The following is a 26,357-nucleotide window of genomic DNA, read 5'->3' as shown; positions in this document are numbered from 1 at the left end:
CCCATCGGGGCGCACCTGGGAGGTATCCGTCACCTGACGCACTCATTCCGTAGCAGTCTGCACTTGTGCTGATCGACCGGCGGCCCGCGAAACTGAACGTTCCCGCGACCGGGCGTCCCGCCAGTCGAACGCGGCATCCCGCATCGGCGGGGCGAGGACGTGCTCCGGACCGGGCCAGACGCGGGTGCGCAGCCGGCGTCCGGCGTGCTGCGAGGCCCGGACCGCGCGGAGCTCGGCGTACGCCGCCTGGACACCCGCGGGCGGGAGGAGCGGGTCGCCCGCGCCGCCGGCCAGGTACATCGGGCGTGGCGCGGCGAGCGAGGCGACGTCCGGGATGTCCAGGTACCGGTACAGCCCGGGATGCAGCACGGAGAACGCGGACCGGCCGCGCAGCGGGTCGTTGCCGGGCACCGTCATGCCGGCGAGCGTGGTCATCCAGCAGGCCGAGACGGTGCCGGCGATGTGGCCGGGGACCGGCGGGGCGACGCTTCATGCCGCTCATCGAAACGGATGCCGCCGGACTCCGGGCAACTTCGTCGAATGATTTCAATTGGTGACGAAAGCGGTGCGGTCCGGCGATTGTCGCGTACGCCGGACGGCCCGCATCCCGGCCCCGCCGGTTCACGCCCGGCGCCGGGTCCGCCTTCCGGGGCGATCCACGGGCATTCGCCTGCGCGGCCACACCCCGGACCGGACGCTGGATGCCGTGCTGGAACGCCTGCTCGCCGCGCTCGCGCTGCTCCCGTCCCCGGTGCCCGCCGCGGCCGCCGCCTCGGCTGCCGTGATCCTGCCGGCCGCCGCCTCGGCTGCCGTGGCCCTGCCGGCTGCCGCCCCACTTGTCGCGGCCCCGCTCGACTCCTCGCCGGCCACGTACATCGTGCGGCCCGGGGACACGCTCTCCCGCATCGCGGACCGGCACGGCGTCACCGTCGCGCAGCTGCGGCGGTGGAACGGCCTCACCGGCACATCCGTGCCACGCCCGGACGGCGCGCTGCGCTTGTCCGCTCCCGGTCAGGCGCGACCGCCGTGGCGCAGCCGCGTGGAGACGGTCACCGCGACCGAGGCGAACGGCGACCCGGACCGCGAGTGCCCGGTACCGGCGTCCTCGCTGCGCCGGGTCTGGGTCCGCTACGCCGACTACGACGGCGTCGTGCACGACGGCAACCTGATCGTGCACCGCTCGATCGTCGCCGCCACCCGCAGATCGTTCGCGCTGCTCTACGCCTGGCGCTTCCCGGTCATGGTGATGCAGCCGGCCTCGGTGAACCTGCCCGGCCTCACCGACCGGACGGTGCTGACCAGTGGCTACGAGTGCCGCACCGTGGCCGGCACGAACAGGTGGTCCCAGCACGCGTACGGCCTGGCCATCGACGTGAACCCGCGGCAGAACCCGATGATCCGCGGCGACTACCTGGACCCGCCGCACAGCGAGCCGTGGATCCCGCGCGGCCCCTACCGCCCCGGCATGATCCACGACGGCGGCGCGGAGCGGGCCTTCACCACCAACGGCTTGGCCTGGGGCGGCCGCTGGCACAGCCTCAAGGACTACATGCACTTCAGCCCGAACAACCGTTGAGCCGGCCCGGCGTCGTGGGCGCTGACGACCCGCCGGCTCGTCACCACGCCCATCGGACCGGCATCAGCGCCGCGACGAGGAACCACAGGTTGGTGCTGAGCAGACAGACCCGCTCGGCCGGCCCGGAGAGCCGGCGCCGGGCGGGCAGCCGGAGGGTGACCACCACCACGCCCAGGCCGACGGCGGCGATCCACTGCAGGACGACGAGCGGACCGGCCACGTCGGACCGGGCTTCGAGGTCGCCCAGCGGTCGTTCCCGCTACGACGGAACGGCTCCCAGGGGCATCGCGCTCGCCGCCACGTTCCGCACACGTTCGGCGGCCGCCGCGCGGGCGCCCGCGATCGAGGCGGCGTACGCGCTCGCCATCCGGTCCAGCAGCGCCTCCGGGTCGACCGCGGTGAACCGGATCGGCGGGCCGGGCGCCTGCTCGGCGGCGCCCCGGGCGACCAGCCGGCGCAGCGTCTCGTACACCTTGGGCTGGGGCACGCCGGTGAGTTTGGCGATCGCGTACCCGGTCTGCGGGCCGGCGCCGAGCAGGCCGGCGTAGCACCGTGCCTCGTACGGTGAGAATCCGAGCTCGCGCAGGTGCCCCACCAGGCGCTGGACCGGCATACCTGAACTATAGGCAGGTTTGAATGTCCGGGCATAGCTGCCGGTTGCCGGGCGATTGCGCTAAGCATGGGTGATGACCGCTCATCGGATCAGCCGCCGTCTGTTCGTGACCACCGGGGCCGGAGTGGTCGGCCTGGCCGTGGTGCAGACCCTGACCGCCTGCTCGTCCTCGTCCTCCGCGCCGTCCGCCGGCCGGCCGGCGTCCGCACCCCCGTCCGCGGCGGGCGGGACGGGCGGCTGGCAACGGGTCGATCTCGGCTTCGTCTCGGCCTACCTGCTGCTCAGAGGCAGCGAGGTGGCGGTGGTGGACACCGGCACCGCGGGATCGGGCGCGTCGATCGCCGCCGGGCTGGCCGCGGCCGGCGCGGACTGGTCGGCCGTGAAACACCTCATCCTCACCCACCACCACCCGGACCACGCGGGCGGTTTGGCCGAGGTGGAGCCGCGGGTGAAAGCCACCGTCTACGCCGGCGCCCAGGACGCGGCGACCATCGTCTCGGACCGGGCGCTGACCTCACTGGCCGACGGCGACGAGGTGTTCGGCCTGCAGATCATCGGCACGCCGGGGCACACCGCCGGCCACGTCTCGATCTTCGACCCGTCGACCGGGACACTGGTCGCCGGCGACGCGCTGCGCACCGAGAACGGCCTCCAGGGCGCCAACCCGCAATACACCGCGGACGAGAAGGCGGCGGCCGCCTCGGTGAAGAAGCTGGCCGGCCTGGACGTCAAGGTCATCCTGCCGGGGCACGGCGCGCCGTTGACCACCGGTGCCAAGGAGGCGCTGCAGAAACTCGCCGCATCCGGATGAGGCCGTGACGCCCGGCGACGCCGTCCGGCCCGTACGGCCGGTTCCCAGCCCACGGCCCCGGCGACCCGGCGCGGACATCAGCCCCGGCCCCGGCGACCCGGCACGGACATCAGCCACGGCCCCGGCGACCCGGCACGGACATCAGCCCCGGCCCCGGCGACCCGGCGCGGACATCAGCCACGGCCCCGGCGACCCGGCACGCCGTGCTCGCCGCCCGCGCCGGACCGGCGTGGGCTTCGCCCGCCGCCGCGCCGCGTGCCGGATCCGGCTATTTCTGCTGACTGACTTTGCGTACGGCGATCCGCGTGATCGCCTCCAGCTCGTGCCGGCCGGGCTCCTCCAGGTTGGCGAGCACCACCGTGACCACGGTGCCCCGCACCGACACGGCGATCATCTTGCCGTGCACGGTGACCCGCGGGCTGGTCGTCACGACCTCGAAGCGCACACCCGCGGCCCCGTTGCCGAAGCGCGGCACGTCCAGCGCATACGTCGCCATGTGCAGCGCGTCCGGCTCGCCGGGCCGGCCCTCGTCGTAGGCGGGGCAACGCCGCGGCGCCTCGGCCACCTGAGCGATGATGTCGGCGGCCGCGCGGTCGCCGACCGGGTTGATCACCTCGATCAGGACCGGGCCGGTCTCCCCCCTCATGAAGGCGGTCCGCACCGTCCGGTCAGCGGGCTTCGCCGAGGCCGCGGGCGGGGCCGCGGAAGAATGGCTCGGCGAAGTGGACGGGACCGGGGAAGAATGGCTCGGCGAAGTGGACGGGACCGCGGGCGACGAGACCACGGACGGATGTCCCGGCCGGACCGCCGGGGTCGCGGACGCGCCACCGGGCGCGGGTGACGGGGCATCGGGCGAAGCCGCGGAAGCGCTGCCGGGCACCGCCGACGGGCGACCGGGTCCAGCCGCGGAAGCGCTGCCGGGCACCGCCGACGGAGCCGCGAACGGGGCCGCGGGAGCGCCACCGGGCACCGCCGACGGGACCGCCGGGGTGCCCACCTGGATCGGCGCGGGCCCGTTGCCGCGCGGGGCCGGGCGCGCCGGCAGACCGGGACCGAGCGGCGCGCCGGGCGCGACCGGGCGGTCCGGGACGCTGGGCCGGTCGGCGGGGCCACCGGGTACCGTGCCGCAGAGGCCCATCGGGGAGCCGGTGTCGTTGAAGGCTTTGAGGGCGTCCGGCATGGGCACGTACCCGGCGGGCAGATCGGCCGCGGTGAGCAGGGCGGCCTTGAGCCGCCGGGGATCGGGGGCAGCCGCGGTGGTCGGCGCCGACCCGCGGAGCAGTCCGGCGCCGGGCCGCGCGGAGCCGATGGTGAGCGAGGGCGCGACCGCGTCGGTCAGGAGTTGAGCCAGCGCCGCGTTCTTCGCCGGGGTCCAGCCCGCCCCGGTGGCCCCCGGGCCGCCGGGAGCCGCCGCCTCCACCGGCGTCCGGGTGCTCGCCCGCACCCCGGCCGACCCCACGGCGACCCCGTCGGAAACCACGGCCCGCACCCCGGCCGACCCCACGACGGCCCCGTCGGAAATCACGGCCCGCACCCCGGCCGACCCCACGGCGACCCCGTCGGAAATCACGGCCCGCGCCCGTGTCCCGGCGGAGTCGTGCGCCGGGGTCGCGACGGTGGCCGCGGCGGGACGGGGCGGGGCGAGGCCGACCGTCAGCATGGTCGGGCCGAGCCCGGCGACAAACACGGAGGCGAGCGGGAAGCCGACAGCAACGATGGCCGTTTTATGCCTTTTCTTCTCCATTCGATCACACTAAACGCGAGCTTTAGCAGCTAAGGAGCGGTTTGCCGGATTCCGCCGATCTCGGCAACGATCGAACCCGCGGAACCACCTCGCCCCGCCGCTACCGGCAGCGTGAACGCCCGGAACACCCGAGGCCGGCGGACACCCGCAAACACCGGGAACCGGCAGCGTGAACGCCCCGAACACCCCAGGGCCGACGGACACCCGCAAACACCGGGAACCGGCAGCGTGAACGCCCCGAACACCCCAGGGCCGACGGACACCCGCAAACACCGGGAACCGGCAGTGGCCCGGACCGTTCCCGGAACCGGGTACCGAGCGGCGCACCCGGTCAGGCCTTCGCGTGATTGACTCGCGTCGAACGCCGCTGATAGGCACGGGGAGTGACCTTCCTGTGGTCGTACACCGAGGCGCTGGCCGCCGGTGACGAGGGCTGGTGGCGGGCGGCCACCCGGCACACCGCCGAGCTGCTGGAGCCGGAGCACTGGTGGCTCGACCCGCCCGGACTGGTGCCGGTGCAGCACCTGCTGGTGGAGACGACCGCGCTGCTGTCGTACGCGCTGGCCCGCAGCGCGGACGGCGATCCGGGGCGGGTCACGGGCGCGCAGCTGGCGGCGTGGGCGGCGGCCCGGCCGCTGCCGATGCTGGACGAGACGGTGCCGGACTCGGCGGAGGGCTCGCTGTCGCTGCTGCAGTGGAGCCGGATCTTCGAGCAGCAGCGGCTGCGCCAGCAGAACGATCTGGCCGGTCTGCTGCTGGCGGCCGGGCACAAGCTGGCCGCGACGGACGACCCGGTGGCGGCGCTGTGGCAGGACCTGATCGACGGGAACCATCCGGGCCACCGTTACGGGGCGGCGTCCCGCCTGCCCGGGCCGGCGCTGGCCCTGGGGCTGGGCGCGGTGGCCCGGCACTTCGACCGTTGCTGAGAACCGGAGCGATACTGATCAGCGGATCGGCCGGATATCCTATGCGGTGAGGGGAGTACCTCCGGCCGGGACGCTGCGGTCATCACGGGTGTGCGGTCACGCCCCCGCTCGTCCGCCCGATCACCAGCGCGGGTGAGAGAGACCTCGGACGCTGACAACTGTCCGAGGGAGATCGATGTCCTCCATCGCCTCGCCCGGCCTGTGGGCGATCACGGTCGCCGTGCTGGTCGTGCTGCTGACCGCCGACTTCGCCGTCACCCGCCGGCCGCACGAGGTGCGGATGCGCGAGGCGGTCGGCTGGTCGCTGTTCTATCTCGCGCTTCCGGCGGCGTTCGGGGTGCTGGTCTGGCAGGTGTACGGTCCACGCCCGGCCGTCGAGTTCCTCACCGGTTACGTGGTGGAGAAGTCCCTGTCGGTGGACAACCTGTTCGTCTTCATGCTGCTGCTCGGGGCGTTCGCGGTGCCGGCCGCCCTGGCCCAGCGGGTGCTGCTCTACGGCATCGCCGGGGCATTGGCGCTGCGGGCGGTGTTCATCGCGCTCGGGGCGGCCGTGCTGCACTCCGGGGCGTGGGCGTTCCTGCTGTTCGGGGCGGTGCTGCTGGGCACGGCGGGCAAGGTGTTGCGGGACGCGGCGCGCGGCGGCGAGCACACCGTCGACGTGGCGAACCTGCGGAGCGTACGGCTGGTCCGGTGGTTGCTGCCGGTGACCGCGGAGTACCACGGCGCGGCGCTGACCGTACGGCACGCGGGCCGCCGTGCCCTGACCCCGCTGGCCCTGGTCGTGGTCGCGGTGTTCATGACCGACATCGTCTTCGCCGTCGACTCGGTGCCCGCGGTGTACGGCGTGACCGAGGACCCGTACCTGGTCTTCGCCACCAACGCGTTCGCCCTGCTCGGCCTGCGGGCACTCTACTTCGTCCTGCGCAACGTGCTGGACCGGCTGCGTCACCTGGACTACGGCCTCGCGGTGATCCTGGCCTTCATCGGCGGGAAGCTGATCCTGCACTGGGGGCACAAGCAATGGCCGGACGCCGTGCCGGACGTGCCGACCGCCCTCTCCCTCGCGGTGATCGCCGGGGTGCTGGTCACGGTCACCGTGACCAGCCTGATCGCCAACCGGCGCTCGGGGCGCACCGGGCCGCCCGACCCGGGAAGTCCCGGTCGCGGTGGTTCCGCGGTCACCGGAAGTTCGCCTGCCGGACGCCCGGACCGTGTGTGATGGCGCTCGCCTCAGCCCTTCCCCGCCGCGGAGAGTCGTGCACCACGCCAACCACTACTACGGGCATTCCCACGTGCTGGCCCGGTACTGCGGACTGGACCCGGCCGACGTACACGAGATCCGCGGGTATCTGCAGCACGGCTGGAACATCGGCGACGGCATGGCGCCCGACCACGAGTTCACGCCCGGCATCCCGCTGTTCGTGTGGAGCGAGCCGACCCGGCGCCGGGCCTGGTCGCTGGGCCGCCGGCCGGTGCACGTGGTCGGCGCGCCGTGGGCGTACCTGCTGGCCATGGAGCCGCCCGTGGAGCCGGCGCGCCGCGAGGGCACCATCTGGTACCCGTTCCACGGCTGGGAGGGGCAGCACGTCGTCGGCGACCACGGCCGGCTGATCGAGGAGATCCGGGCGACCGAGACCGGGCCGGTGACGGTCTGCCTCTACTGGCAGGAGTACCGGACGCCGCGTCTGCGCCGGCGGTACGAGCAGGCCGGGTTCCGGGTGATCTGTCACGGCTACCGCGGCGGGTGGTACACCGATCTCGATCCGCGTTTCCTCTACCGGCAGCTCGCTGAGCAGCGCAGACACCGCCGGGTCGCGTCGAACCGGCTGTGCAGCGCGGTGTTCTACGGCATCCTGGCCGGCTGCGAGCCGGCGGTCTACGGCGATCCGATGCGGCTGCGGGGCGAGCGCTCGGCGTTCGGCGGGCAGAGCCGGATCGAGCGGCAGTGGGCCGCGTTGCACGGCCCTCGGGTCGATGCCGAGGCGGCGCACGCCGTCGCGGTCACCGAGCTGGGCGCCGACCGGCTGCGCTCCCCCGCCGAGCTGCGCCGGCTCTTCCACTGGCCGGACCCTCCGGCCGGCGGCGCGCCCACCCCCGTCGCGGAAGGAACAGGTCGATGAGCGTGCGGTTGCTCGGCGGCGAGATGCCGCACTGGTCGGAACCGGTGGACACCGGGGCCCGCGGCGCCGTGCTGGCCGCGCTGGCCGCCGCGGCGCACGGCCGCACGCTGGTCGTCGGACCGCACGGGGCCGAGGTGGTCGATCCGCTCACGGCCGGCGAGCTGACCCTGCTGGTACGCGGTACGCCGGACGCGGAGGCCCTGGCCCGCCGGTACGCGACCCGCCCCGGCGTACGGGTGTGGTGCGGCAGCCTGGACAAGCTGGCCGCGGAGCCGGAGTTCGACACCGTGCTGGCCCTGGACGGCCTGGACCGGACGGGCTCCACCGAGTCCCCCGAACTACCCTGGTCGCAGGCGCTGGCGCGGCTGCTCGCGGTGCTCCGCCCGGGCGGCCGCCTGCTGCTCGGCCTGCCCAACCCGGCCGGCCTGCACCGCCTGGTCGCGCTGCCCGCCGAGCCCGGCGTCACGGAGTGGCCGGCGCCCGCCGAGGACGATCCGACCCGCCCGGTGAGCCTCTCCGAGCTGCACGCCGCCGTGCGGTCCGCCGGGCTGGAGGTGCTGCGCGGGTACGCCGCCTTCCCGTCCCCGGACGCGCCCTCCGCCCTGCTGGGTGCGGAGTTGCTCGCCGACCCGCGGATGCGCGGCCTGCTCCAGTCGACGCTGCGCCGGGCGCTCGTCCCGGCCGCCCCGCTGCTGGCCGACCCGCGGCCGATCGCCATGCGGCTGCTCCACGCCGGGCTGGCCGGACCGACCGCCCCGGGCTGGGTCGTGGTCGCCACCCGGCCCGGTGGCCCGGCGCGGCCGGACCTGCCCGGCGCCCTGATCGGCACCGGACCGGCCGGGGTGGACCGGGTCGAGCACGACCCGGCCCGTGGCTGGCTGCGCGTCGGCGCGGGCGCGGCCCGGGTGGTGCCGGCCGGGCGATGCCTGCACGACGTGCTGCTGGCCGCCGCGCGTGGCCACGACCATCCGGCGTTTCGCGGACTGCTGACGGCATGGCAGGCCGGCGCGCTGGCCGGGGTCGACGCCGACGAGATCGTGGTCGATCCGGACGGGCTGCTGCACGGGCTCGGCCGCCCGCTGGACGCGCCCGCCCCCCTTGCCGCCGGACCCGCCGCGCCGGAACCCACCTCGGCTGAAGTCGCCACGGCTGAAGACACCGCAGCCGGACCTGCCGGTTCCCGGCGCGATGGGGAGGCGCTGCGGCGGTTCGCGCGGGCGATGTTCGACGAGGGACTCAGCCACCTGTGGCCCACGCCCGCCGACGAGTCCGAGGTCACCGCGCTGCTGGCCGAGATGGCCGGCCGGGTCGCCCCGGACCGTGCCGCCGACGCGCACGACGGCCCACCCACCCTGCGCGAGACCGTGGCGCAGCGGGATCGCCTGCGCCGGGAGCTGGCCGAGGCCCGTGCCCAGGCGGACTGGTACGAGCGGCGGGCGGCCCGGCGAGACGCCGAACTGATCCGCGCCAACCGGATCATCTCGGCGCTCAAGGCGACCGCGCCCGGCCGGGCCGCGACCGTGGTGGCCGGCGGGCTTCGTACCGGAAAGCGGGTGGCCCGGGCCGCGCTGCGCCGCCTCCGCCCGGACGGCTGACCGCCGGTGGCCGCATCGCGGCGCCGGTTCCCGGACGGGCGCGGCGCCGACGCGCGGCGCGGACCGCGCCACGCGGGCGCGCCCCGCCGGCGCGGCACGCGTGGTCAGCGCCGGCTGGTCAGCCGGGCGTCCGTGCTGGCCTCGTCGTAGAGCCGTTCCAGGCGGCGGGTCTGCTCGACCAGGTCGAAGTGCGCGGTGACGTGCCGGCGGGCCTGCGCGCCCAGCCGGTGGCGCAGTTCCGCGTCGCCGAGCAGCCGGGTCAGCGAGCCGGCCAGCGCGGCCGGGTCGGCCTCCGGTGTGAGCAGGCCGGTCGCGCCGTCGACGACCGCCTCCGGGATGCCGCTGTGCCGGGTGGCAACCACCGGCAGGCCGAGCGCGCCGGCCTCCAGCAGCGTGGTGGGCAGGCCCTCGGTGTCGCCGTCCGGCGCGGTCTTCGACGGGCAGGCCAGGATGCGGGACTCGGCGAGGTGCCGGTGCACCGCGTCGGGCGGCCGGCTGCCCACGAACGTGGCGTCCACCCGCAGCTGCTCGGCCCGCGCCCGCATCGCCGGCATCAGCTCGCCGTCGCCGATGAACAGCGCGCGCGGTCGCGGGGAGTCGATCGACGCGAGGGCGGTGAGCAGGTCGTCGATGCCCTTCTTGGCCACGAAGCGGCCGACGAACACCACGTCCCAGCGCTTCGGCACCATCGGCACCGCCGGTGGCACCGGCACCCCGGTGTGGTGCACCCGCACCTTCGCCGGGTCGGCGCCCCAGGCGACCGCCCGCTCGCGGATCACCTCGGAGACCGCGACGACCAGGGCCGCCCGCTGGAACACGGTGCGCAGGTTGCGGCGGTAGCGCACGCCCTTGGCGCCGGGACTGGCCGGCTGGCGGGTGACGTCGTGCCCGTGCACGGTCACCACCAGCGGCACGTCGAGCTGCCGGGCGGAGTGGCTGACCAGCCAGCCGTCGCCGGCGAAGTGGGCGTGCACGAGATCCGGCCGTACCCCGGAAAGGGTTTCCCGCAGCCGGGGCGACGTCCCGGTGAGACGCAGCCGCAGGAAGCCGCGGCCGTCCGGGAAGGCGATCACGTCGTCGGGGCGCGACAGCGCCGAGTCGATCCGGGTGGCGCCGACGTAGGTCGGCGTCCACCGGGTCAGCGCATCGCCCTGACCGCGGATGAACGTCTCCGATCCGGGCAGCATCGCGCTGCGCCAGATCGCGACGCGGCGCTCAGTCGGCATCGGCGGGGACCGGCCGGGCGGGCTCGGCCGGGGCCGGCTCGCCGCCGGTGCGGCGGCCCACGACCAGGTCGCGCAGGCGGCGCCGCAGGCCCGGCGGCAGGGCCCAGATCTGCAGGTGGGTGAGGTAGTCCAGGGCCCCCGGCCGGCCGTGGCCGCGAGCCTCCGCGAGCAGCTGCCGGAAGAGGGCGAAGTCGCGGGTCGGCGCGGTCATCGAGCTGAGCACGCTGAGGGTGAAGGCGGCGTACGCCCGCGGGGTGAACAGCGCGCGGTTGTCGCGCAGCCACTCCAGCTGCTCCTGCCACGGGTTCTCCAGGCTGATCCGCTCGCGGTCCTCGTCCTGGTGCCAGAGCACCAGCGGCTCGCTCGCGTAGATCAGCTCGGTGCCCTCCTCGCGCAGGGCCCGCAACGCCCAGTCGAGCTCCTGCTGGCGGCGCAGCCCGACGGTGAACGGCACCTTACGCCACAGCCACGTGGGCGCCAGGAGGGTGGAGGTCTGGATGAAGCCGTCGCCGTAGAACAGGCCCCGCCGGACGGTGAAGTACTCGCTGATCGGCTCGCCCGGGGCGGGCAGCCGGCGGGGCATCACCGAGTCGGCGCGCGGCGTCCGGTTGATCATCCGGCAGGCCACGATCGGCGCCTCGGACCGGGCCGCCTCGGCCAGCTCCAGCTGCACCGCGAGCTTGCCGGGCAGCCATTCGTCGTCGTCGTCGAGCATCGCCGTCCAGCGGCCACGGGCGTGCCGGGCCCCGGCGTTGCGGGCGTTCGGCGCCTTGCCGCGCCGTGGCAGCACGAGCACCTCCAGCCGCGGGTCGGCGATCCCGGCGAGGGCCCCCGTGGTGGCGTCGTCGGGCCCATCGACGACGACGATCACCTCGAGGTTGCGATGGGTCTGCCCGAGTGCGCTGCGCGCCGCGCGTACGGCCAGTTCCGGCCGGTTGCACGTCGGGATGACCACACTGACATCCGGCTCAGGGGACATGGCTGCTCGCTTACGGCGGGGAATGTTGATCTGGACGCTAGGGGCCCCCGGCGGCGCGGCAGTGAACAGAAATCGGCGGGTTAGGGAGTAACAGGCAAGCAACGCACGGCGATCGGATCGACGTTCAGCGAGCCGCCAACTTCCGCTCAGCGGAATTCCATGTCGCGGAGGCAATCTTTCGGCGTGCGGCGCCCGTCTTCATGGGTGGAACGACCGTCCTGGATCGACGTGGACGGCATGACCGCTCGAGACGAGGAGACCGCCTTGCGCAGGACAAGCAGACGCCGGCGACGCTCACCCCGGTGGGCATTCTGGACGGTGGTCCTCGGATCGGCGCTGCTGGTGGCCGGTGGCGGCGGCGCGGTGGGGCTGAAGGCGACGGTGGCCGCGGCCACGTCCGCCGTCGGCCAGGAGGAGTTGCTCGGCTCGGCCAAACCGGTCGAGGAGAAGCGGACCGCGAACCTGGACGGCGCGAAGAACATCCTTCTCGTCGGCATCGACCAGCGACCCGACCAGATCAACGGCGAGCCGCTGCGCTCCGACTCGATCATCCTGCTGCACATCAACAAGGACCATTCGAGCGGCTATCTGATCTCCCTTCCCCGGGACAGCTACGTCACCATCCCGGCCTACGACAACACCGCGCAGAAATGGGCCGGCGGAAAAGCCAAGATCAATGCCGCGTTCGCCTTCGGCACCCGCGGACTCAAGGGCAAGGTGGCGCTGCAGCACGGGTTCGAGCTGCTCACCATGACGGTCAAGGAGCTGACCGGGATCACCCCGGACGCCGGGGCGATCATCGACTTCCAGGGCTTCCGCGACGTGGTCAAGGTGCTCGGCAAGGTGTGCATGTATGTCGACACCGACACCACCTCGATCCACAAGGGCACCGACCGCAACGGCAAGCCCGCGGCGCCGTTCGTCATCAACAAGGACGGCACGATCCGCGACAGGATCGACGGCGTGAAGCCGAACTTCTACGCCAAGGGCAAGCACTGCTTCACCCCGGCCGACGCGCTCGACTTCGTCCGCCAGCGCGACCTGCTCGGCGACGGCTCGCTCGACTACGGCCGGCAGCGGCACCAGCAACAGTTCTTCAAGGCCATCATCGAGCAGGCGGTGAAGGACGGCCTGGACTCACCCACCAAGCTGCCCAAGCTGATCAATGCGTTCGGCAAGTCGATGACGGTCGACAAGGGCGGCATCGAGCTGGTCGACTGGGCGCTGGGGATGCGCAGTCTCAAGCCCGACAAGCTGGTCACCATCAAGACCAACGCCGGCAAGCTGAACTCCAGGACGGTGCCCGGCCTCGGCAGCGTCGAGATCCTCAGCCCGGACAGCATGGATCTGCTGCGGGCGATCAAGCGCGACGAGATCGACAACTTCCTGCTGAGCCACCCGGCCTTCATCTCCACGGTGTGACACCTACCGGGCCGCGGTTCCGGCTCACACGGGTCGGAGCCGTGCCGGATAGGGTCGACGGTGTGCGCAGCAAGCAGCGGCTCACCGAGGACATCCGGCGTGATCGCCGGGCGGCGCTGGTCGTCAACACCCGCTCACGTCGCGGGCGGCAACTCTACGAGGACGCGCACGCCCGCCTGCTCGCCGCCGGATTCGAGCTGCTCGGGGCGTACGGGGTGGAGCGATCCGGCGAGTTGGAGCCCGTGCTGGAGGACGCTCTGGGCCGGGGACCGGACCTGCTGATCGCCGGTGGCGGCGACGGCACGATCAGCACCGCCGGACGGATGCTGGCGCACCGGGACGTCGCTCTCGGGCTGTTGCCGCTGGGCACCACCAACAACTTCGCCCGTACCGTACGGATCGAGCCCGACCTCGACACGGCCGTCGGCACCCTGGCCGACGGCAAGGTGATCGACGTGGACCTGGGGCTGGCCGGGGACATGCCGTTCACCAATCACGTCGGGATCGGACTGTCCGCCGAGGTGATGATCAAGGTGCCCGGGCGGTTGAAACGGCTGGCCGGGCGGCTCGCCTATCCGATCACCGCGCTCGGACTGCTGGCCCGGCACCGCCCCCTGCGCGCCACCATCCGCGCCGACGGCCGTGAGCTGCGCCTGCACACCCACCAGGTGTACGTGGCGAACGGCGGCTTCCATGCCGGTCGCCCCATCACCGCGGACGCGCACGCCGACGATCGGCTGCTGGTGGCGTACCCGGTCGGCGGCCCCTCCCGGCGCGAGCTGCTGCGCGAAACCGCCCGCAACGCGGCCACCGGCCACCGCCGCAGCCTGCGCGACCACCCGTTCCTCGCGGTCGGCGAGCTCTGGCTGGAGACCGACCATCCCGCCCACGTCGAAGTCGACGGCGAGCCGCGCGGCGCGACCCCGATGCGCATCGCGGTCGATCCGAACGCCCTGCGCATCATGGCCCCGGCCGACAGCCCCGACCTCTGACCCTGCGGTACACACGGCGTGCTCCCGGGCAGGTCGCCCGGGGAGCACCGGCGCTCCGTCCGGCGTCTCCGCGCGGCGGCCGGCATCACTCCCCGGGCGCAACCGCGGTCAGCGGCCCGCCGCCGCCCGGCCGCGCCGACGATCAGCCGCCCGTCGCTGCTGGCGGCAACATCGATCAGCCGCCCGGCCACGACGCCGGCCAGCCGCCCGCCGCTGCCGGCGGCAACAACGATCAGCCGCCCGGCCACGACGCCGGCCAACCGCCCGCCGCTGCCGGCGACGGCGACGGCGATCAGCCGCCCGTCGCCACCTCGCGCCGCGCTCCTCGAGGGTTCTCGTCAGGCTTCGGGGCTGGGGGCCGGGGCGATGTCCTTGCGGTCGGAATGGCCCAGGTCGCGGCCGGGCGCGACCCGGTCGCGGACCATCCGCTTGAGCTGCGGCAGATCCGGGAAGCCGTCGGGTTTGCGGTTCCAGAGGGTCTCGCCGTCCAGACGGACCTCGAAGACTCCGCCGACGCCCGGCACCAGCGCCACCTCACCGAGATCCCGCGGGAACGTGGTGAGCAACTCCTGTGCCAGCCACGCGGCCCGCAGCAGCCAGCGGCACTGTGTGCAGTATTCGATCTCGAGGCGGGGCGTCCGGTTCGTCACAACGATCGAGTATGGCGGACCCGGCGGGGTGGCTCGGCGGGTCCGGGATCGGCGCAGAAGATCGGAGCGGCCGTGGTCGACGCGGGGATCCCGCAATCCGTGGTCGGGGTGGTGATCGCGCTGCCGGTCCTGCTGCCGGAGACCATCGCGGCGGTCCGCGCCGCGGCCCGGGACCGGATGCCGACCGGCCTCCACCCGGCGCTCGGCAAGCCCGAAGAACGGCGTCCGCTCCGGGCGGCACCGACGTGCGGCCGGGCGGAAAGCCGGTCGAGGCCCCACCCCGGTCGGGGTGGGGCCTCGGACCACAGATGCTGATCACCCATCACCGGGCCGCCGGGGCGCGGCCGGCCGCCGGAAATCGCGCGGACGTGCGGGGGCGGGTGGCTCGACGCCGCTCGGACTGCCGGGCACCCCGGAGACGCGGGCCGGGCAGGGACGGGTGGCTCGACGCCGCTCGGACTGCCGGGCACCCCGGAGACGCGCGCCCCGGACAGGGACGGGTGGCTCGACGCCGCTCGGACTGCCGGGCACCGCAGGGAGCACGGACCCGGCAGGGAGAATCAGTTGATGGCGGGCGGGTTGGCCGCCGGCGCGCCCTTCCACGAGATGGTCTCGTAGGGGGCCAGGACCAGGCTGCAGACCGGCTCGCCGTCGCAGACCGCGCCGTGGACCACGAAGTCCGGGCCGTCGAACTCGTCCTCGTGGCCCTTCACCAGGTCCCGGAGGCTGGCCTTGATGGCCTCGGTGACGAAGGCCTCGCTGGTGCCCTCGTGCTCGACGAAGAGGCCGCCCCGGCCGTCACGCCGCTGCACCCAGCCGATGCCGGCCCACGCCTGCTCACCGACCTGGGTGGCGTGCTGCTCGGCGTAGACGCAGAACAGCCGGTCGCCCCACGCGCCGGCCGGGACGGGCGCCTTGCCGCTCGGGTCGACCGACGTCCCGGGCGGGATGACGCTGGAGAGGCGGACGAGGTTGTAGAAACCGCACTCCATGGTCACCAGCGCGTCGTGGAACGCGGCCAGCGAGGTGCTGCCCCGCCCGGTGGCGCGAACGACGGGGATCTGGTCGTAGACGACGGAGTCAGCCATGGGTCTCCTCGATCGAGATACGGGGGCGGGGTACTCACCCAGTGTGCCGACTCCCGTACCCCGCGCCGATCCTCCGCGCAGACCGAGGAAAATGACCGACCGTTACCTCAAGTCACGAGCCGGGCAGCGTACGCCCCGTCCCGGGGCACGTCCGGCCGGCCGCGCCGGGTGCGCTCCGTGCCGGCTGGGAGCGGTCCGGCCGGCGCGCGCCCCGCCCACGTGCTCGGGCCGTGGCCGCCGACCGGCGTCCGTCGCGCGGCGCGGATCAGCCGGCGTCGACCCAGTACTCGTCGCCGTCCATGACGCGGTTCTTCTCGTACCAGGGAAACCGCAGGTCGGCCATCTCGCGGTTGGCCTGCACCTTGTCGAGGTTGCGCCAACTGTAGTCGGGCGAGGCGGCCTCGGCGGTGTCCGGGAAGGGGTACATGTGGCAGTACTGGCCGGCGGTGGGGCGGCGGTTGCCGCAGGCGGCTCGGTAGGTGGCGCCGGCCTTGGCGACGTCGGTGATCCGGGTCAGGGCCGGCCCGTGGCCTTTCCAGCCCCAGTGGTGCGGCAGGTTCTGCTGAGCCCACCGGATGTGTGCGGCGACCTGCGCGATGGCGTTGTTGCCGCTGACCCGGTAGGTGGGGACGAAGTCGGGGTAGACGCAGCCGCCGGTGTCCGGTCCCACCGTGCTGGCGTTGTCGCAGCGGACCACCGGCGCCCCCGCGGTCATCGCGTACCTGGGGACGTCGCCGGTGGTGGGGGTCACCGGCAGCAGGACGACGACCGGTTGGACGCGGCTGCGGGCGAGGTCGTCCTGAACGGCGCTGATCTGGTAGTCCAGGGTCACCGGCGCGCCGATCCTGCGGAGCTGACGGGCGGGTGAGGTGCCGATGGTGAAGGCGTCGTCGTCCGGGGCGGTCGCCGAGGCCTGAACGGTGAAGCCGCTGGTGGCCGTGCCTTCGGCGGTGAGCATGGTGACGGTGAGCCGCTGGGTCCACTGGCGGCTGCGCGGATTCAGGGCGGCATTCGAGACCAGGGAGAACCGGGCGTACCCGGTCTGTTCGTCGTTGACGCGTCTGAAGATGCGGATCTGGATGTCGGTCCAGAAGCAGGACGTGGTCCGGTCGGTGATGAGTCTGTCGCGCTGCGGGCAGCTGACGGCGCCGGTCGCGCCGGCATGGGCGGGCGCGGATGGCCCGGCGGCGCCCAGGCACGATCCGAGCATGACGGCCATCAGCGCGCTGCTCCTGCGCGGACGGTGGAACATGGCTTCTCCTCACTGGTCGATCGCTGATCGGTGCGATGACCAGTGTGTTCTGTCGCTCACCGGATGAGCTGGTATTCGGTGGTTTCCCCGGTGACCGGGCCACAGCGGGGACCGGCTCCGGCGTCCCCCGGCAGCTCGACGCCGGCGGCGCCCTGCCCGGTCGGTCCCAGCGGTCCCTCACCGGGCGGACAAGCGCGTCACCCGCTCCAGCCACCGCCCGACCACGGCCAGTTCCTCCGCGGTGAATCCCTCGGTGAGCTGGGCGTTCAGGTCGCCGACGAGGGCGTGGGCGCGGGTCACCGCCGTGTGGCCGCGCGGGGTGAGGGCGAGCCGGACCGCGCGGGCGTCGTCCGGGTCCGGCGAGCGCCTCACGCAGCCGCCGCGTTCCAGGCGGTTGACCAGGCCGCTCATCCCGGACGGCGACGCGCCCAGCGCCGCGGTCACGTCGCCGATCAGCGCGTTCTCGTGCCCGGCCAGGTAGAACAGCACCCCGGCGCCGGACGCGCCGATCCCGGTGTCGCCGGAGCGGGCGTCGATCCAGCGCCGGACCGCGCGGTCGGCGTTGAAGAGCAGGAAGATCAGGCGAGGCAGGCGCACGCGGTCATCTTGACGCCTTCGCCGCGTGCGCGCGCAACCAGGCCAGCAGTTCCGGCCAGACCGTGTCCCGCATCGAGCGCCGCAACAGCCCGTGATGCCCGATCACCGGCACCCCGGCGCCGGCCGGCGTGTACGTCCGCCGTTGGACGCCCGCCGCGGTCAGGTATCCGGTGAGCGCGTCCATCTGCGGCGGGGTGGACCACGGATCGTCCGAGGCGCCGACGGCCAGCACCGGGCCGGTGACGGTGGCGGCCCGCTCCCGCGCGCGCATCGTCGGGTCGTCGAAGAAGTAGTTGTCCAGCCGCGTCCAGCCGCCCCACTCGGCCATCGCGGCGGCGGGCAGGTCCTCGCCCAGGCCGAGGCGGCGGGCCGGGACGTACCCCAGCACCCGGCCGAGCGCGGGGCCGACCAGGTGCAGCATCAGCCGTACCCGGGCGCGCTCGCGGCGGCTCGGGATGGTGCGCAGCGCGGCCACGTGTGACGCGATGATGACCGAGGCGGCCAGGTCGGTGCCGCCGGCGCCGAGGGCGAGCACGTGGCCGCCCAGGCTGTGCCCGAGGGCGAGCCGGGGCAGGCCGGCGAACCGCTGCCCGGCCCACGCCGCCACGGCCGGCGCGTCGGCCCCGATCCAGTCGCGCATTCCCAGGTCGCGGTGCTTGCGGGGGTGGCCGGACCGGCCGGTGCCCCGATAGTCGTAGGTGACCGTGGCGATCCCGTTGCCGGCGAGATAGCCGGCGAAGGACGCGTAGAACCCCTGCGGGGTGGCGGTCGCCGGGTGCACGACCGCGACGGCGGCCGGGGTCTCCGGCGTGAACAGGGTGGCGGTGATCGCGCCACCGGTCGGGACCGGGATCCGCGCCGTCTCGGTATTTCGCATGCGAAATAAGATAGCGGACGACTGAAAGGATCACCGGGGTGCCCGCCCGCCGTCTCCTCGCCACCCTGCCCGCCGTCCTGGTCGCCGTCGTGCTGATCGGCCACCGCGCGGTGCCCAACACGGCCGGGCGCCTCGGCAGCCTGGTCGAGACGTTCCTGCCCTGGCTGGGGCTGGCCGTGCCGGTGCTGCTCGCCGGGGCCGCCTGGCGGCGGTCGCGCCCGGCCGCCCTGGCCACGCTGCTGCCGGTGCTCGCGTGGCTGGTCCAGTTCGGCGGGCACCTGCTGCCCGGCGACCCCGGGACCCCGGAGCTGCGGGTGGTGCAGCACAACGTCAGCGACGAGAACCCGGACCCGGCCGCGACCGCCCGGGCGCTGCTGGCCGGGCAGCCCGACCTGGTCGGCCTGGAAGAGCTGCTCCCGGAGGCGGTGCCGGCCTACGCCGGCGTGCTGGACGCGGAGCTGCCGTACCACGCCGTGCAGGGCACCGTCGGACTCTGGTCGCGTTTCCCGCTCAGGTCGGCCGCGCCGGTCGACATCCGCCCGCACGACCTGGGCGCCGACTGGAACCGGGGTTTGCGGGCGGTCGCACGCGCCCCGCGCGGCGACGTCGCGGTCTACGTCGCCCACCTGCCCTCGGTACGGATCGGCGCGGGCGGGCTCGCCTCGACCCGGCGGGACGAGAGCGCCCGCATGCTCGGCGAGCTGATCGCCGCGGACCCGGTGCCGCGGCTGCTCGTGATCGGCGATCTGAACACCACGGCCGACGACCGGGGGCTGCGCCCGATCGGCCGCCTCATGACCGGCCCGCCCGCGGATTTCGCCTTCACCTGGCCGGCCGCCCTGCCCGCCGCGCGGATCGACCAGGTGCTGGCCCGGTCGATGACGGTGACCCGGCTGCGCGCCCTGCCTCGGACGGCGAGCGACCACCTGCCGCTCGCCGCCGAGGTCGGGTAGCTGTCAGAAGTGCTGCGGCGGCGCGGTCCGCGCCTTGCGCGCGTTGAGCGCGAGCAGCACCGAGGTCACCACGGCGGCGAGCGCGGCGATGGTGATCAGCCAGAGGCCGAAGCCGGTGCTGACCTTGAACGACTCGCTGAACGCCTTGCCGATGCCGAACGGGTCGTCCTGGCCGCCGAGCACGTTCTTCACCTCGTCGGCCGCCGACTGCACATGGATCAGCTCGTAGAACGCGATCACCAGCAGGAGGCCGGCGACACCGACGGCCGCCCACGGCGCGAAGGACGGCAGCGGGCGCCGGAGCAGGGCGAACCCCGCGTACGCCGCCAGCAGGAGACCGAGCACGAGGGTGAAGAAGCCGTCCGCACCGTCCATGCCGGAGGCCGACTGGGTGCCGACGATCGGCGCGGTGACCGTGGCCCACGGCAGGAACGAACCCAGGAACGTGAGCACGCCGGCGGCCAGCAGGATCCAGACCAGGATCGGCTTGGTGGCCGGAGCGCCGTAGCCCATCGGGGCCGGACCGAACCCCGGCGGGTAGCCGTAGCCGGGCTGGGGCGGGCCGTAGCCCTGCGGCGGCTGGCCGTAGCCGGGCTGCGGCGCACCGTAGCCCTGCGGCGGCTGGCCGTACCCCGGCTGCGGCGCACCGTAGCCCTGCGGCGGCTGGCCGTACCCCGGCTGCGGCGGACCATAGCCCTGCGGCGGCTGGCCGTACCCCGGCTGCGGCGCACCGTAGCCCTGCGGCGGCTGGCCGTACCCCGGCTGGGGCGGACCGTACGTCGGGTCAGGACCCGGGGCCGGGGGGACGGGGCCGCCGGAGGACGGGTGCTGCTCCGGCGGCGGGGTGTGGTCCTGGGTCATGACTGGCTCTCCTCGGTTATCTGCAGCCCGGCCCGCCGTCGGGCGGAACGGGCCCAAGAAACAGCAATGTAGGACACCGTCGCGCACCGCGACCACCCGCTGTACCAACGATCACGGGAGCGGCGGCACGCCGGTGTCCGGCCGATGACCCACCGGTGAGCAGCGCGACCTGGGGGCGCCGGTTCCCGGCCCCGGCGTACCCCGCGGGCGCCGGTCCGGGCCGGAACGCCGGAAGCCGACAGAAGCGGGCGCCCGGAGGCGCCCGCTCCCGTCGCTGCCTCACGCCCAGCCGGCGACCACGTTCCAGCCGGCGTCCGCGGAGAGCGTCTGCGGCCGGTCCCAGGTTGATCCGGTCCCGCCGGCCAGCCAGGCCTGCGAGTCGAAGTGTCGCAGGTACCGGCCCGGGTAGTTGATCGACTCGAAGGTCACCCCGGCGCCGCCCAGACCGGGGCGGGCGCAGAAGGTGGCGTCCGAGGCGAACAGCGCCGAGCCGTCGTTCGCCGCCAGGCGGATCCGGCTGGCGGCGTGCCGCAGGTACCGGCCCGGGAAGTTGACCGACTCGAACGAGTAGCAGGAGGAGTCGGCCAGGCCGTGCCGCAGGGTGAAGGTGGCGTCCTGCTTGAGCAGCGCGGAACTGCCCGCCCCGACCACCTCGGTCCAGCCCAGGCTGTCCGCGTGCCGCAGGTAGCGGTCGGTGTGACCCCACGTGGTCACCTGCAGCGAACGCCGCACGTCGTACGGCAGCAGCACCGAGCTGCGCCACCGCGCCGGGTCCGCGACGTTCCAGGTGGCGTCGGCGGCGAACTGCGCCGAGCCGTCGTTCGCGGCGAGATGGACGATCTCCGAGGCGTGCCGCAGGTACGAGCCGCGGTGGTTGTACGACTCGAACGAGGTCCCGCCGGCGGCCAGGCCGGGGCGCGAGCACCAGGTCGCGTCGGCCCGGAACGTGCCACCGGTGTCCGCGTCGATACGCACCCGGCCGTCGGCGTGCCGCAGGTACCGGCCCGGGAAGTTGACCGGCTCGAACGAGTAGCAGCGCGGGTGGGCGAGCCCGGCGACGGTCCGGAACGAGGCGTCCTGGCGCGCGGTGTCCCCGGAGATCACGTCGGTACGGGCCAGCGAGTCGGCGTGCCGCAGGTGACGGTCGGTGTACCCGGCCGTGGTGACCCGGAACGACCGGACGTGACCGAGGGTCAGCGGAACCGACGCGTTCTGGTTACGGGACGCGTTGATCAGGTTCGTCAGCGCGGCCCGCACCTGGGCGGTGTCCACCTTCTGCACGCGGCGGTCATAGGTGTAGAGGCCGTTGTATTCACCCTCCACGTCGGCGATCTCGGTATAGACGAACCCGGAGAGCCCTTTCGCCGTCATCAGCCGCTGCGTGTCCCGGATCATCCCGGTGAACCGGTCGTTGAGCTGTGCCGCGCTCGCCATCTGCTCGTAGGCGAAGAACTGCCCGTTCGGGCTGTACTCGTGCCCCGGCGTGCGCAGCCCCAGCCCGCCGAACTCGCCCAGGACCGACACCCGGCCGGCGGTCGGCGCGGGCGCGTCCGGGCCGGTGTAGACGTGCCAGTCGATGATGTCCCCGGTGCCCGGGTCGCCCTGGGAGGCGCAGCAGTTGTAGCCGCTGTGCGGGTTCATCAGCCGGGTCGGGTCGTGACTCTCCAGGCTCCGGGTGAGCCGCTGGGTCTCGGCCAGGCTCCACTCGCCCCAGCCCTCGTTGAACGGCACGTAGGTGATCACCGCCGGGCTGAACCGGTGCTCGTCGACGATCTCGCGGGCCTCGGTCTCGAACTGGGCGATCTGCGCGGCCGTCTTGGTGGCGTCCCCGCCGGACGGGATGTCCTGCCAGACCAGCAGGCCGAGCCGGTCCGCCCAGTGGTACCAGCGCGCGGGCTCCACCTTGATGTGCTTGCGCACCATGGTGAAGCCCAGGTCCTTGTGCTTGCGGATGTCGAAGGCCAGCGCGGCGTCGGTGGGCGCGGTGTACAACCCGTCCGGCCAGAAGCCCTGGTCCAGGGTGCCGGCCTGGAAGACGAACTCGCCGTTGAGGGTGGGCCGCAGCACGCCGTTGACCATCTTCGTGCCGACCTCGCGCATCCCGAAATAGCTGACCACCTGGTCGACGGTCGCGCCGGAGGCGTTGCGCAGCGAGACCCGCAGGTCGTAGAGGTACGGGTCGTCGGGCGACCACAGCCGGGGGTTCGGCACCGGGACGGTGAACTCGGTGAAGCCGCCGGTGGCGCTGCCGACGACCGTGCCGCCGGAGAGCGCCTCGGCGAGGACGCTGTGCCCGCTCACGGCGCCGCGGGTGAACACCCGCACGGTGGCCGTCCCGGCGGAGATGTGGGGGTAGATGTCGACCGAGTAGATCGACGAGGCCGCGGTCGGCTCCAGCCACACCGTCTGCCAGATGCCCGAGGTGGGCGTGTAGAAGATGCCGCTCGGGTTGTTGGTCTGCTTGCCGGCCGGCTGCTCCTCCCCACGGCCGTCGGTCGGGTCGTAGACCCGCACGACGATCTCGTTGGCGCCGCCGTTCAGCGCGTCGGTGACGTCCGCCTCGAACCGGTCGTAGCCGCCCCGGTGGGTGGCCACCTGACGGCCGTTGACCCACACCGTGGCCTCGTAGTCGACCGCGCCGAAGTGCAGCTGCACCCGGCGCCCGGCCCAGCCCGCCGGGACGGTGAAGGTGCGGCGGTAGAACATCAGGTCGCGGTTGTCGTTGCGCATGATGCCGGACAGCGCCGACTCGGGCGGGTACGGCACCAGGATGCGCTCCGGCAGCGTCTGCCCGATCGGCGGGGCGGCGTCGCGGTCGACGTTGCCGGCCGCATCGGTGCCGGGGTTGAGGAACTGCCACTCGCCGTTGAGCGACTGCCAGTCCGCTCGGGTCATCTGCGGGCGCGGGTACTCCGGCAGCGGGTTGGTGGTGGAGACCTGGCCGGTCCAGGGTGTGGTGAGCGGCGGGGTCTTGGGGATGACGGCCGCGGCCGGTGCGCCGGTGGCCACGAGACCACCGGCGACCAGCGCGAGCGCGGCCACCGTACGGAGGACGAGGTGGCGCATGCGACTCCTTAGCAGGTCGGGCGACTTTCGGGGGATGGGGTACGCCGGGCCCGCGCCGCGAGCGTCGGGGCCACGACCACGGCGGCGAGGAACGCGCCGCTGATCTCCTGGTGCCGGTTGCTGTTGACGTGGGGGTGCCGAGCACGGTGACGCCGGAGCCTGCTTGGCCGTGTTGGCCACGGGGCCCTCGAAGCCGAACGGCTTCACACGCGAAAGTTAGGTGACCACACACTTGTCCGATCAGGATCCAACACATTCACCCATCGACGTTCGTTATCTGTCAAGACCCCGAACGGTAACGCCGGCGAAACGGGACGTCAGCGATGCGTGACCGCCTCGGCACCCCGAGATACGCGGCGGCCTTCCGGCGTACCCCGGAGGAAGGGGTTTCATCGGCAACCCGGCCGCACCCGGCGGCACAACCCGGTGGCACCCGGTGCCGCGCACCGTGGGTCTCACGTGCCGGTCCCCCGACGCGGCGGACCGGCGCGCCCTCGGCTGAAAGGATCATCGATGTCAGTGGCGGCCTTCGAGACCTGCTCCCTGGACGTGCTGGTGGACACCCGCGCCGCCGCGGTGACCGACCTGTTCCTGGCCGGGCTGCTGGTCCGCGACCGCTTGCAGGTGCTCCTCGACGACGTCGCGGAGCAGCTCGACGCGCCGATCGCCGGGATCAACCTGGTCCGCGAGGATGCGGTGCTGTTCGCCGCCGCGACCGGGGCGCCGGCCTGGCTGGACCCCTCGGGCGGGATGCCGGCCGGGTGGGCGCCGTGCCGGCGGGTGGCCGACCTGGACACCGCGCTGCTGATCGGCGACCTGCACGCGGTCAGCTGGGGGTTCTTCCCGCCGTCGGCGCTGTTCGGCACGGTCCGGGCATATGCCGGGGTGCCCCTGCGCACCCACGGCGTGGTGGCCGGCACGCTGTGCGTGATGTCGGAGACGCCGCAGGCGTTCCGGCCGGCGACCCTGGACCGGCTCGAGCAGCGGGCCGCCGAGGTCATGGCCGTGCTCGACAGCGTTCGCTGAGGGCCGCTCACCCGCGCGACCGCCGCCCGGTCCGGGCCGCGTCGCCGCACGGCCGCCCCTTCCCGGTACGCCCTCGTGGCCGGCGTCCGCAGGCCACCGGCCACGCCCCGGGACGTCCCGCACGCCGCTCCCGCCATGCGCGGCGCGCCCGGACCGCCGCCGTTGCGGCGGCGGTGCGGTCAGAGCTGGTTGATCCGGATCAGGTTGCCGGCCGGATCGCGGAAAGCACAGTCGCGGATGCCGTACGGCTGGTCGGCCGGCTCCTGGACCACGTCCGCCCCGCCGGCCACCAGCCGCTCGAAGACGCCGTCGAGGTCCTCGGTGGCCAGGGTCAGCGCGGCGAAACTGCCCTTGGCCATCAGTTCGGCGATCACCCGGCGCTCCGGTTCGGTGATGCCCGGATCGGCGGCCGGCGGGTGCAGCACGATCGACGTCGGCTGACCCTTCGGGCCGACCGTGATCCAGCGCATCCCGCCGTAACCGACGTCGTTGCGCACCTCGAAGCCGAGCAGGTCGCGGTAGAAGGCGAGCGCCGCGTCCGGGTCGTCGTGCGGGAGGAAGCTGGCGTGAATCCTGATGTCCATGCCGACCAGGCTAGGAGCGGGCCGGCGCGGGAGCTTCTCGATTCCTGACCGGTCTGGTGACCTGCTTGGCCACACAGGACGGCATCCCCTCGGTCGCGTCCGCCGCGCTCCTGCGGTACTCGCTCGGCGAGACCCCGACCAGCTGACTGAACCGGGTGCTGAACGTGCCCAGCGACGAGCAGCCGACCGCGAAGCACACCTCGGTGACGCTCAGATCGCCCCGGCGCAGCAGGGACATGGCGCGCTCGATGCGGCGGGTCATCAGGTAGCCGTACGGGGACTCGCCGAAGGCCAGCTTGAACTCGCGGCTGAGGTGCCCGGCGGACATGTTCGCGCCCCGGGCGAGCGCCGCGACGTCCAGGGGCTGTGCGTAATCGCGGTCGATGCGGTCCCGGACCCGGCGGAGCCGGACCAGGTCGCGCAGGCGCTGCTCGTGCGCCGCCGCGGATCTGCTGGTCACCCGCGGCATCGTGGCACGCGAGGTGGCCTGTGCTCAATCCCGGACAGGTGCCGCGGGCCGTCACGCTGCGGCGCCCGGTACGCGCGGCGAGGGGGACAGCGCGACGCGGCGCGGCCGGCAGCGGGCGGCACGGCTCAGAGGGGCGGCGCGGCTTACCGCGGGCGGTGCGGCTCAGAGGGGCGGCGCGGCTTACCGCGGGCGGTGCGGCTCAGAGGGGCGGCGCGGCTTACCGCGGGCGGTGCGGCTCAGAGGGGCGGCGCGGCTTACCGCGGGCGGTGCGGCTCAGAGCAGGCGGGCCAGTTCGGCGAGGTCGGCGACGGTGAGGTCGGCGGCGACCCCGCGCACCCCGGCGGTGCGCGCCCCGGCCGCCCGGCCCGCCCGGACACCGACCTCGGCGTCCTCCACGACCAGGCAGGCGGTGGGCGGGACGCGCAGGGCCGCGGCGGCCCGCAGGTAGCCGTCCGGGGCGGGTTTGCCGGCGGGCACGTCCTCGACCGTGACCAGCACCGGTGGGGTGATCCCGGCGGCGCTCAGCCGGGCGGTCGCGAGGCGGACATCCGCGCTGGTCACCACGGCCCAGGGCAGGCCGCGGCGGGCGAGCGTGCCGATCAGTTCACCGGCGCCGAGGCAGGGCGTGACGTCGGCCAGGTCGTCGTACTGCAGGGCCAGCTGCCGGGCGGCGGCGGTGCGCACGGCATCGTGGCCGGCGTCCGGAAGGAATCTGCGCACGGTGGTCTCCGCGGGCGCGCCGTGCGCGACGGCCAGGACCGCGTCGGAGTCCACACCGTGCTCGGCCGACCAGGTGCGCCAGGCACGCTCCACGGCGGCGTGCGACTCGACCAGGGTGCCGTCCATGTCCAGCAGCACCGCCCGGATTCCCGTCAGATCCACCGCAGCCTCCTCCGTCTCCTGCCCTCGCCCACCGAGCATAGAGGGGGG

Annotated in this window: 26 protein-coding genes; 10 read left to right on the top strand and 16 right to left on the bottom strand. The window is 73.9% G+C overall.

Translation table 11 applies throughout. The annotated features are described in order from the left end of the window. Window positions 1-42: 42 nt before the first annotated feature. The gene (locus tag ACTEI_RS09580) at window positions 43-435 is read right to left on the bottom strand and encodes an alpha/beta hydrolase (RefSeq protein ID WP_122977323.1); all 393 of its coding nucleotides are present in this window, start codon (window positions 433-435) and stop codon (window positions 43-45) included. A 271-nt stretch (window positions 436-706) separates the two neighbouring features. Between ACTEI_RS09580 and ACTEI_RS09575 the strand changes: the two genes are divergently transcribed. Continuing rightward, window positions 707-1,576, top strand: a complete 870-nt coding sequence (locus ACTEI_RS09575) for a M15 family metallopeptidase (RefSeq protein ID WP_239082336.1) — start codon at window positions 707-709, stop codon at window positions 1,574-1,576. Between the two features lie 40 nt (window positions 1,577-1,616). On the opposite strand, the gene ACTEI_RS09570 is transcribed toward ACTEI_RS09575, so the two are convergent. Then, window positions 1,617-1,796 carry a hypothetical protein gene (locus ACTEI_RS09570; RefSeq protein WP_122977322.1) on the bottom strand — a complete coding sequence of 60 codons (180 nt, stop codon included), beginning with the start codon at window positions 1,794-1,796 and terminating at the stop codon, window positions 1,617-1,619. A 39-nt stretch (window positions 1,797-1,835) separates the two neighbouring features. Continuing rightward, window positions 1,836-2,189 carry a TrmB family transcriptional regulator gene (locus ACTEI_RS09565; protein ID WP_122977321.1) on the bottom strand — a complete coding sequence of 118 codons (354 nt, stop codon included), beginning with the start codon at window positions 2,187-2,189 and terminating at the stop codon, window positions 1,836-1,838. Window positions 2,190-2,262: 73 nt separating this feature from the next. On the opposite strand from ACTEI_RS09565, the gene ACTEI_RS09560 reads away from it, so the two are divergent. Further along, a complete protein-coding gene (locus tag ACTEI_RS09560; RefSeq protein ID WP_122977320.1) occupies window positions 2,263-3,000 on the top strand; it encodes an MBL fold metallo-hydrolase in 738 nt (245 codons plus the stop codon). A 268-nt stretch (window positions 3,001-3,268) separates the two neighbouring features. On the opposite strand, the gene ACTEI_RS09555 is transcribed toward ACTEI_RS09560, so the two are convergent. Then, the gene (locus tag ACTEI_RS09555) at window positions 3,269-4,525 is read right to left on the bottom strand and encodes a hypothetical protein (RefSeq protein ID WP_145830836.1); all 1,257 of its coding nucleotides are present in this window, start codon (window positions 4,523-4,525) and stop codon (window positions 3,269-3,271) included. 602 nt (window positions 4,526-5,127) lie between these two features. Between ACTEI_RS09555 and ACTEI_RS09550 the strand changes: the two genes are divergently transcribed. The 4 genes from ACTEI_RS09550 (at window position 5,128) to ACTEI_RS09535 (ending at window position 9,385) form a co-directional block, all read left to right on the top strand. After that, window positions 5,128-5,670, top strand: a complete 543-nt coding sequence (locus tag ACTEI_RS09550) for a hypothetical protein (protein ID WP_122977318.1) — start codon at window positions 5,128-5,130, stop codon at window positions 5,668-5,670. Window positions 5,671-5,845: 175 nt separating this feature from the next. Continuing rightward, window positions 5,846-6,889, top strand: a complete 1,044-nt coding sequence (locus ACTEI_RS09545; RefSeq protein WP_122977317.1) for a TerC/Alx family metal homeostasis membrane protein — start codon at window positions 5,846-5,848, stop codon at window positions 6,887-6,889. Between the two features lie 37 nt (window positions 6,890-6,926). Continuing rightward, window positions 6,927-7,790: a hypothetical protein gene (locus tag ACTEI_RS09540; protein WP_122977316.1), complete on the top strand. Its 864-nt coding sequence runs from the start codon at window positions 6,927-6,929 to the stop codon at window positions 7,788-7,790. Further along, the gene (locus tag ACTEI_RS09535) at window positions 7,787-9,385 is read left to right on the top strand and encodes a hypothetical protein (protein WP_145830835.1); all 1,599 of its coding nucleotides are present in this window, start codon (window positions 7,787-7,789) and stop codon (window positions 9,383-9,385) included. Before ACTEI_RS09540 ends, ACTEI_RS09535 begins: the two co-directional genes overlap by 4 nt. A 104-nt stretch (window positions 9,386-9,489) precedes the next feature. Here ACTEI_RS09535 and ACTEI_RS09530 read toward each other — a convergent pair whose 3' ends face one another. Both ACTEI_RS09530 and ACTEI_RS09525 read right to left on the bottom strand, forming a co-directional pair. Beyond that, window positions 9,490-10,611 (bottom strand): glycosyltransferase, encoded by a 1,122-nt coding sequence (locus ACTEI_RS09530; RefSeq protein WP_122977314.1) that lies wholly within the window; start codon window positions 10,609-10,611, stop codon window positions 9,490-9,492. Next, a complete protein-coding gene (locus ACTEI_RS09525) occupies window positions 10,601-11,590 on the bottom strand; it encodes a glycosyltransferase family 2 protein (RefSeq protein ID WP_122977313.1) in 990 nt (329 codons plus the stop codon). Before ACTEI_RS09525 ends, ACTEI_RS09530 begins: the two co-directional genes overlap by 11 nt. Before the next feature lie 318 nt (window positions 11,591-11,908). On the opposite strand from ACTEI_RS09525, the gene ACTEI_RS09520 reads away from it, so the two are divergent. Then, window positions 11,909-13,012, top strand: a complete 1,104-nt coding sequence (locus ACTEI_RS09520) for an LCP family protein (RefSeq protein ID WP_239082337.1) — start codon at window positions 11,909-11,911, stop codon at window positions 13,010-13,012. Between the two features lie 62 nt (window positions 13,013-13,074). Beyond that, the gene (locus ACTEI_RS09515; protein ID WP_122977312.1) at window positions 13,075-14,004 is read left to right on the top strand and encodes a diacylglycerol/lipid kinase family protein; all 930 of its coding nucleotides are present in this window, start codon (window positions 13,075-13,077) and stop codon (window positions 14,002-14,004) included. Between the two features lie 338 nt (window positions 14,005-14,342). Here the strand turns inward: ACTEI_RS09515 and ACTEI_RS09510 are convergent, their stop codons facing one another. The 5 genes from ACTEI_RS09510 to ACTEI_RS09485 all read right to left on the bottom strand — a co-directional run bounded on the left by ACTEI_RS09510 (window position 14,343) and on the right by ACTEI_RS09485 (window position 18,468). Beyond that, on the bottom strand, window positions 14,343-14,654 hold the full coding sequence (locus ACTEI_RS09510) for an Rdx family protein (protein ID WP_122977311.1): 312 nt from the start codon (window positions 14,652-14,654) through the stop codon (window positions 14,343-14,345). A 560-nt stretch (window positions 14,655-15,214) separates the two neighbouring features. After that, the gene (locus ACTEI_RS09500) at window positions 15,215-15,742 is read right to left on the bottom strand and encodes a pyruvoyl-dependent arginine decarboxylase (RefSeq protein WP_122977310.1); all 528 of its coding nucleotides are present in this window, start codon (window positions 15,740-15,742) and stop codon (window positions 15,215-15,217) included. Between the two features lie 265 nt (window positions 15,743-16,007). After that, window positions 16,008-16,994, bottom strand: coding sequence for a hypothetical protein (locus tag ACTEI_RS09495; protein ID WP_122977309.1), 987 nt, complete (start codon window positions 16,992-16,994; stop codon window positions 16,008-16,010). A gap of 177 nt (window positions 16,995-17,171) precedes the next feature. Next, complete coding sequence (locus ACTEI_RS09490) at window positions 17,172-17,591, bottom strand: MarR family winged helix-turn-helix transcriptional regulator (protein WP_122977308.1); 420 nt, start codon at window positions 17,589-17,591, stop codon at window positions 17,172-17,174. Between the two features lie 4 nt (window positions 17,592-17,595). Further along, window positions 17,596-18,468: an alpha/beta hydrolase family protein gene (locus tag ACTEI_RS09485; RefSeq protein WP_122977307.1), complete on the bottom strand. Its 873-nt coding sequence runs from the start codon at window positions 18,466-18,468 to the stop codon at window positions 17,596-17,598. A 38-nt stretch (window positions 18,469-18,506) separates the two neighbouring features. On the opposite strand from ACTEI_RS09485, the gene ACTEI_RS09480 reads away from it, so the two are divergent. Next, window positions 18,507-19,421, top strand: a complete 915-nt coding sequence (locus ACTEI_RS09480) for an endonuclease/exonuclease/phosphatase family protein (protein WP_239082338.1) — start codon at window positions 18,507-18,509, stop codon at window positions 19,419-19,421. Between the two features lie 3 nt (window positions 19,422-19,424). On the opposite strand, the gene ACTEI_RS37720 is transcribed toward ACTEI_RS09480, so the two are convergent. Together ACTEI_RS37720 and ACTEI_RS09470 are read right to left on the bottom strand one after the other, a co-directional pair. Next, the gene (locus ACTEI_RS37720) at window positions 19,425-20,282 is read right to left on the bottom strand and encodes a hypothetical protein (RefSeq protein ID WP_187645931.1); all 858 of its coding nucleotides are present in this window, start codon (window positions 20,280-20,282) and stop codon (window positions 19,425-19,427) included. A 279-nt stretch (window positions 20,283-20,561) separates the two neighbouring features. Continuing rightward, window positions 20,562-23,348 carry an AbfB domain-containing protein gene (locus ACTEI_RS09470; RefSeq protein WP_122977306.1) on the bottom strand — a complete coding sequence of 929 codons (2,787 nt, stop codon included), beginning with the start codon at window positions 23,346-23,348 and terminating at the stop codon, window positions 20,562-20,564. Between the two features lie 513 nt (window positions 23,349-23,861). Between ACTEI_RS09470 and ACTEI_RS09465 the strand changes: the two genes are divergently transcribed. After that, on the top strand, window positions 23,862-24,374 hold the full coding sequence (locus tag ACTEI_RS09465; protein WP_122977305.1) for a GAF domain-containing protein: 513 nt from the start codon (window positions 23,862-23,864) through the stop codon (window positions 24,372-24,374). A gap of 179 nt (window positions 24,375-24,553) precedes the next feature. Here the strand turns inward: ACTEI_RS09465 and ACTEI_RS09460 are convergent, their stop codons facing one another. The 3 genes from ACTEI_RS09460 to ACTEI_RS09450 form a co-directional block, all read right to left on the bottom strand. Further along, window positions 24,554-24,958 carry a VOC family protein gene (locus tag ACTEI_RS09460; protein ID WP_122977304.1) on the bottom strand — a complete coding sequence of 135 codons (405 nt, stop codon included), beginning with the start codon at window positions 24,956-24,958 and terminating at the stop codon, window positions 24,554-24,556. Window positions 24,959-24,968: 10 nt separating this feature from the next. Next, on the bottom strand, window positions 24,969-25,418 hold the full coding sequence (locus ACTEI_RS09455; protein ID WP_122977303.1) for a helix-turn-helix transcriptional regulator: 450 nt from the start codon (window positions 25,416-25,418) through the stop codon (window positions 24,969-24,971). Window positions 25,419-25,700: 282 nt separating this feature from the next. Continuing rightward, window positions 25,701-26,309, bottom strand: a complete 609-nt coding sequence (locus tag ACTEI_RS09450) for an HAD-IA family hydrolase (RefSeq protein ID WP_122977302.1) — start codon at window positions 26,307-26,309, stop codon at window positions 25,701-25,703. Between the last annotated feature and the right edge of the window lie 48 nt (window positions 26,310-26,357).

It is taken from the genome of Actinoplanes teichomyceticus ATCC 31121 (assembly GCF_003711105.1).
GTDB classification, from domain to species: Bacteria; Actinomycetota; Actinomycetes; order Mycobacteriales; family Micromonosporaceae; genus Actinoplanes; species Actinoplanes teichomyceticus.
Note: the sequence above shows the minus strand (reverse complement) of the source record. Positions and strands in the feature narration are given on the sequence as shown.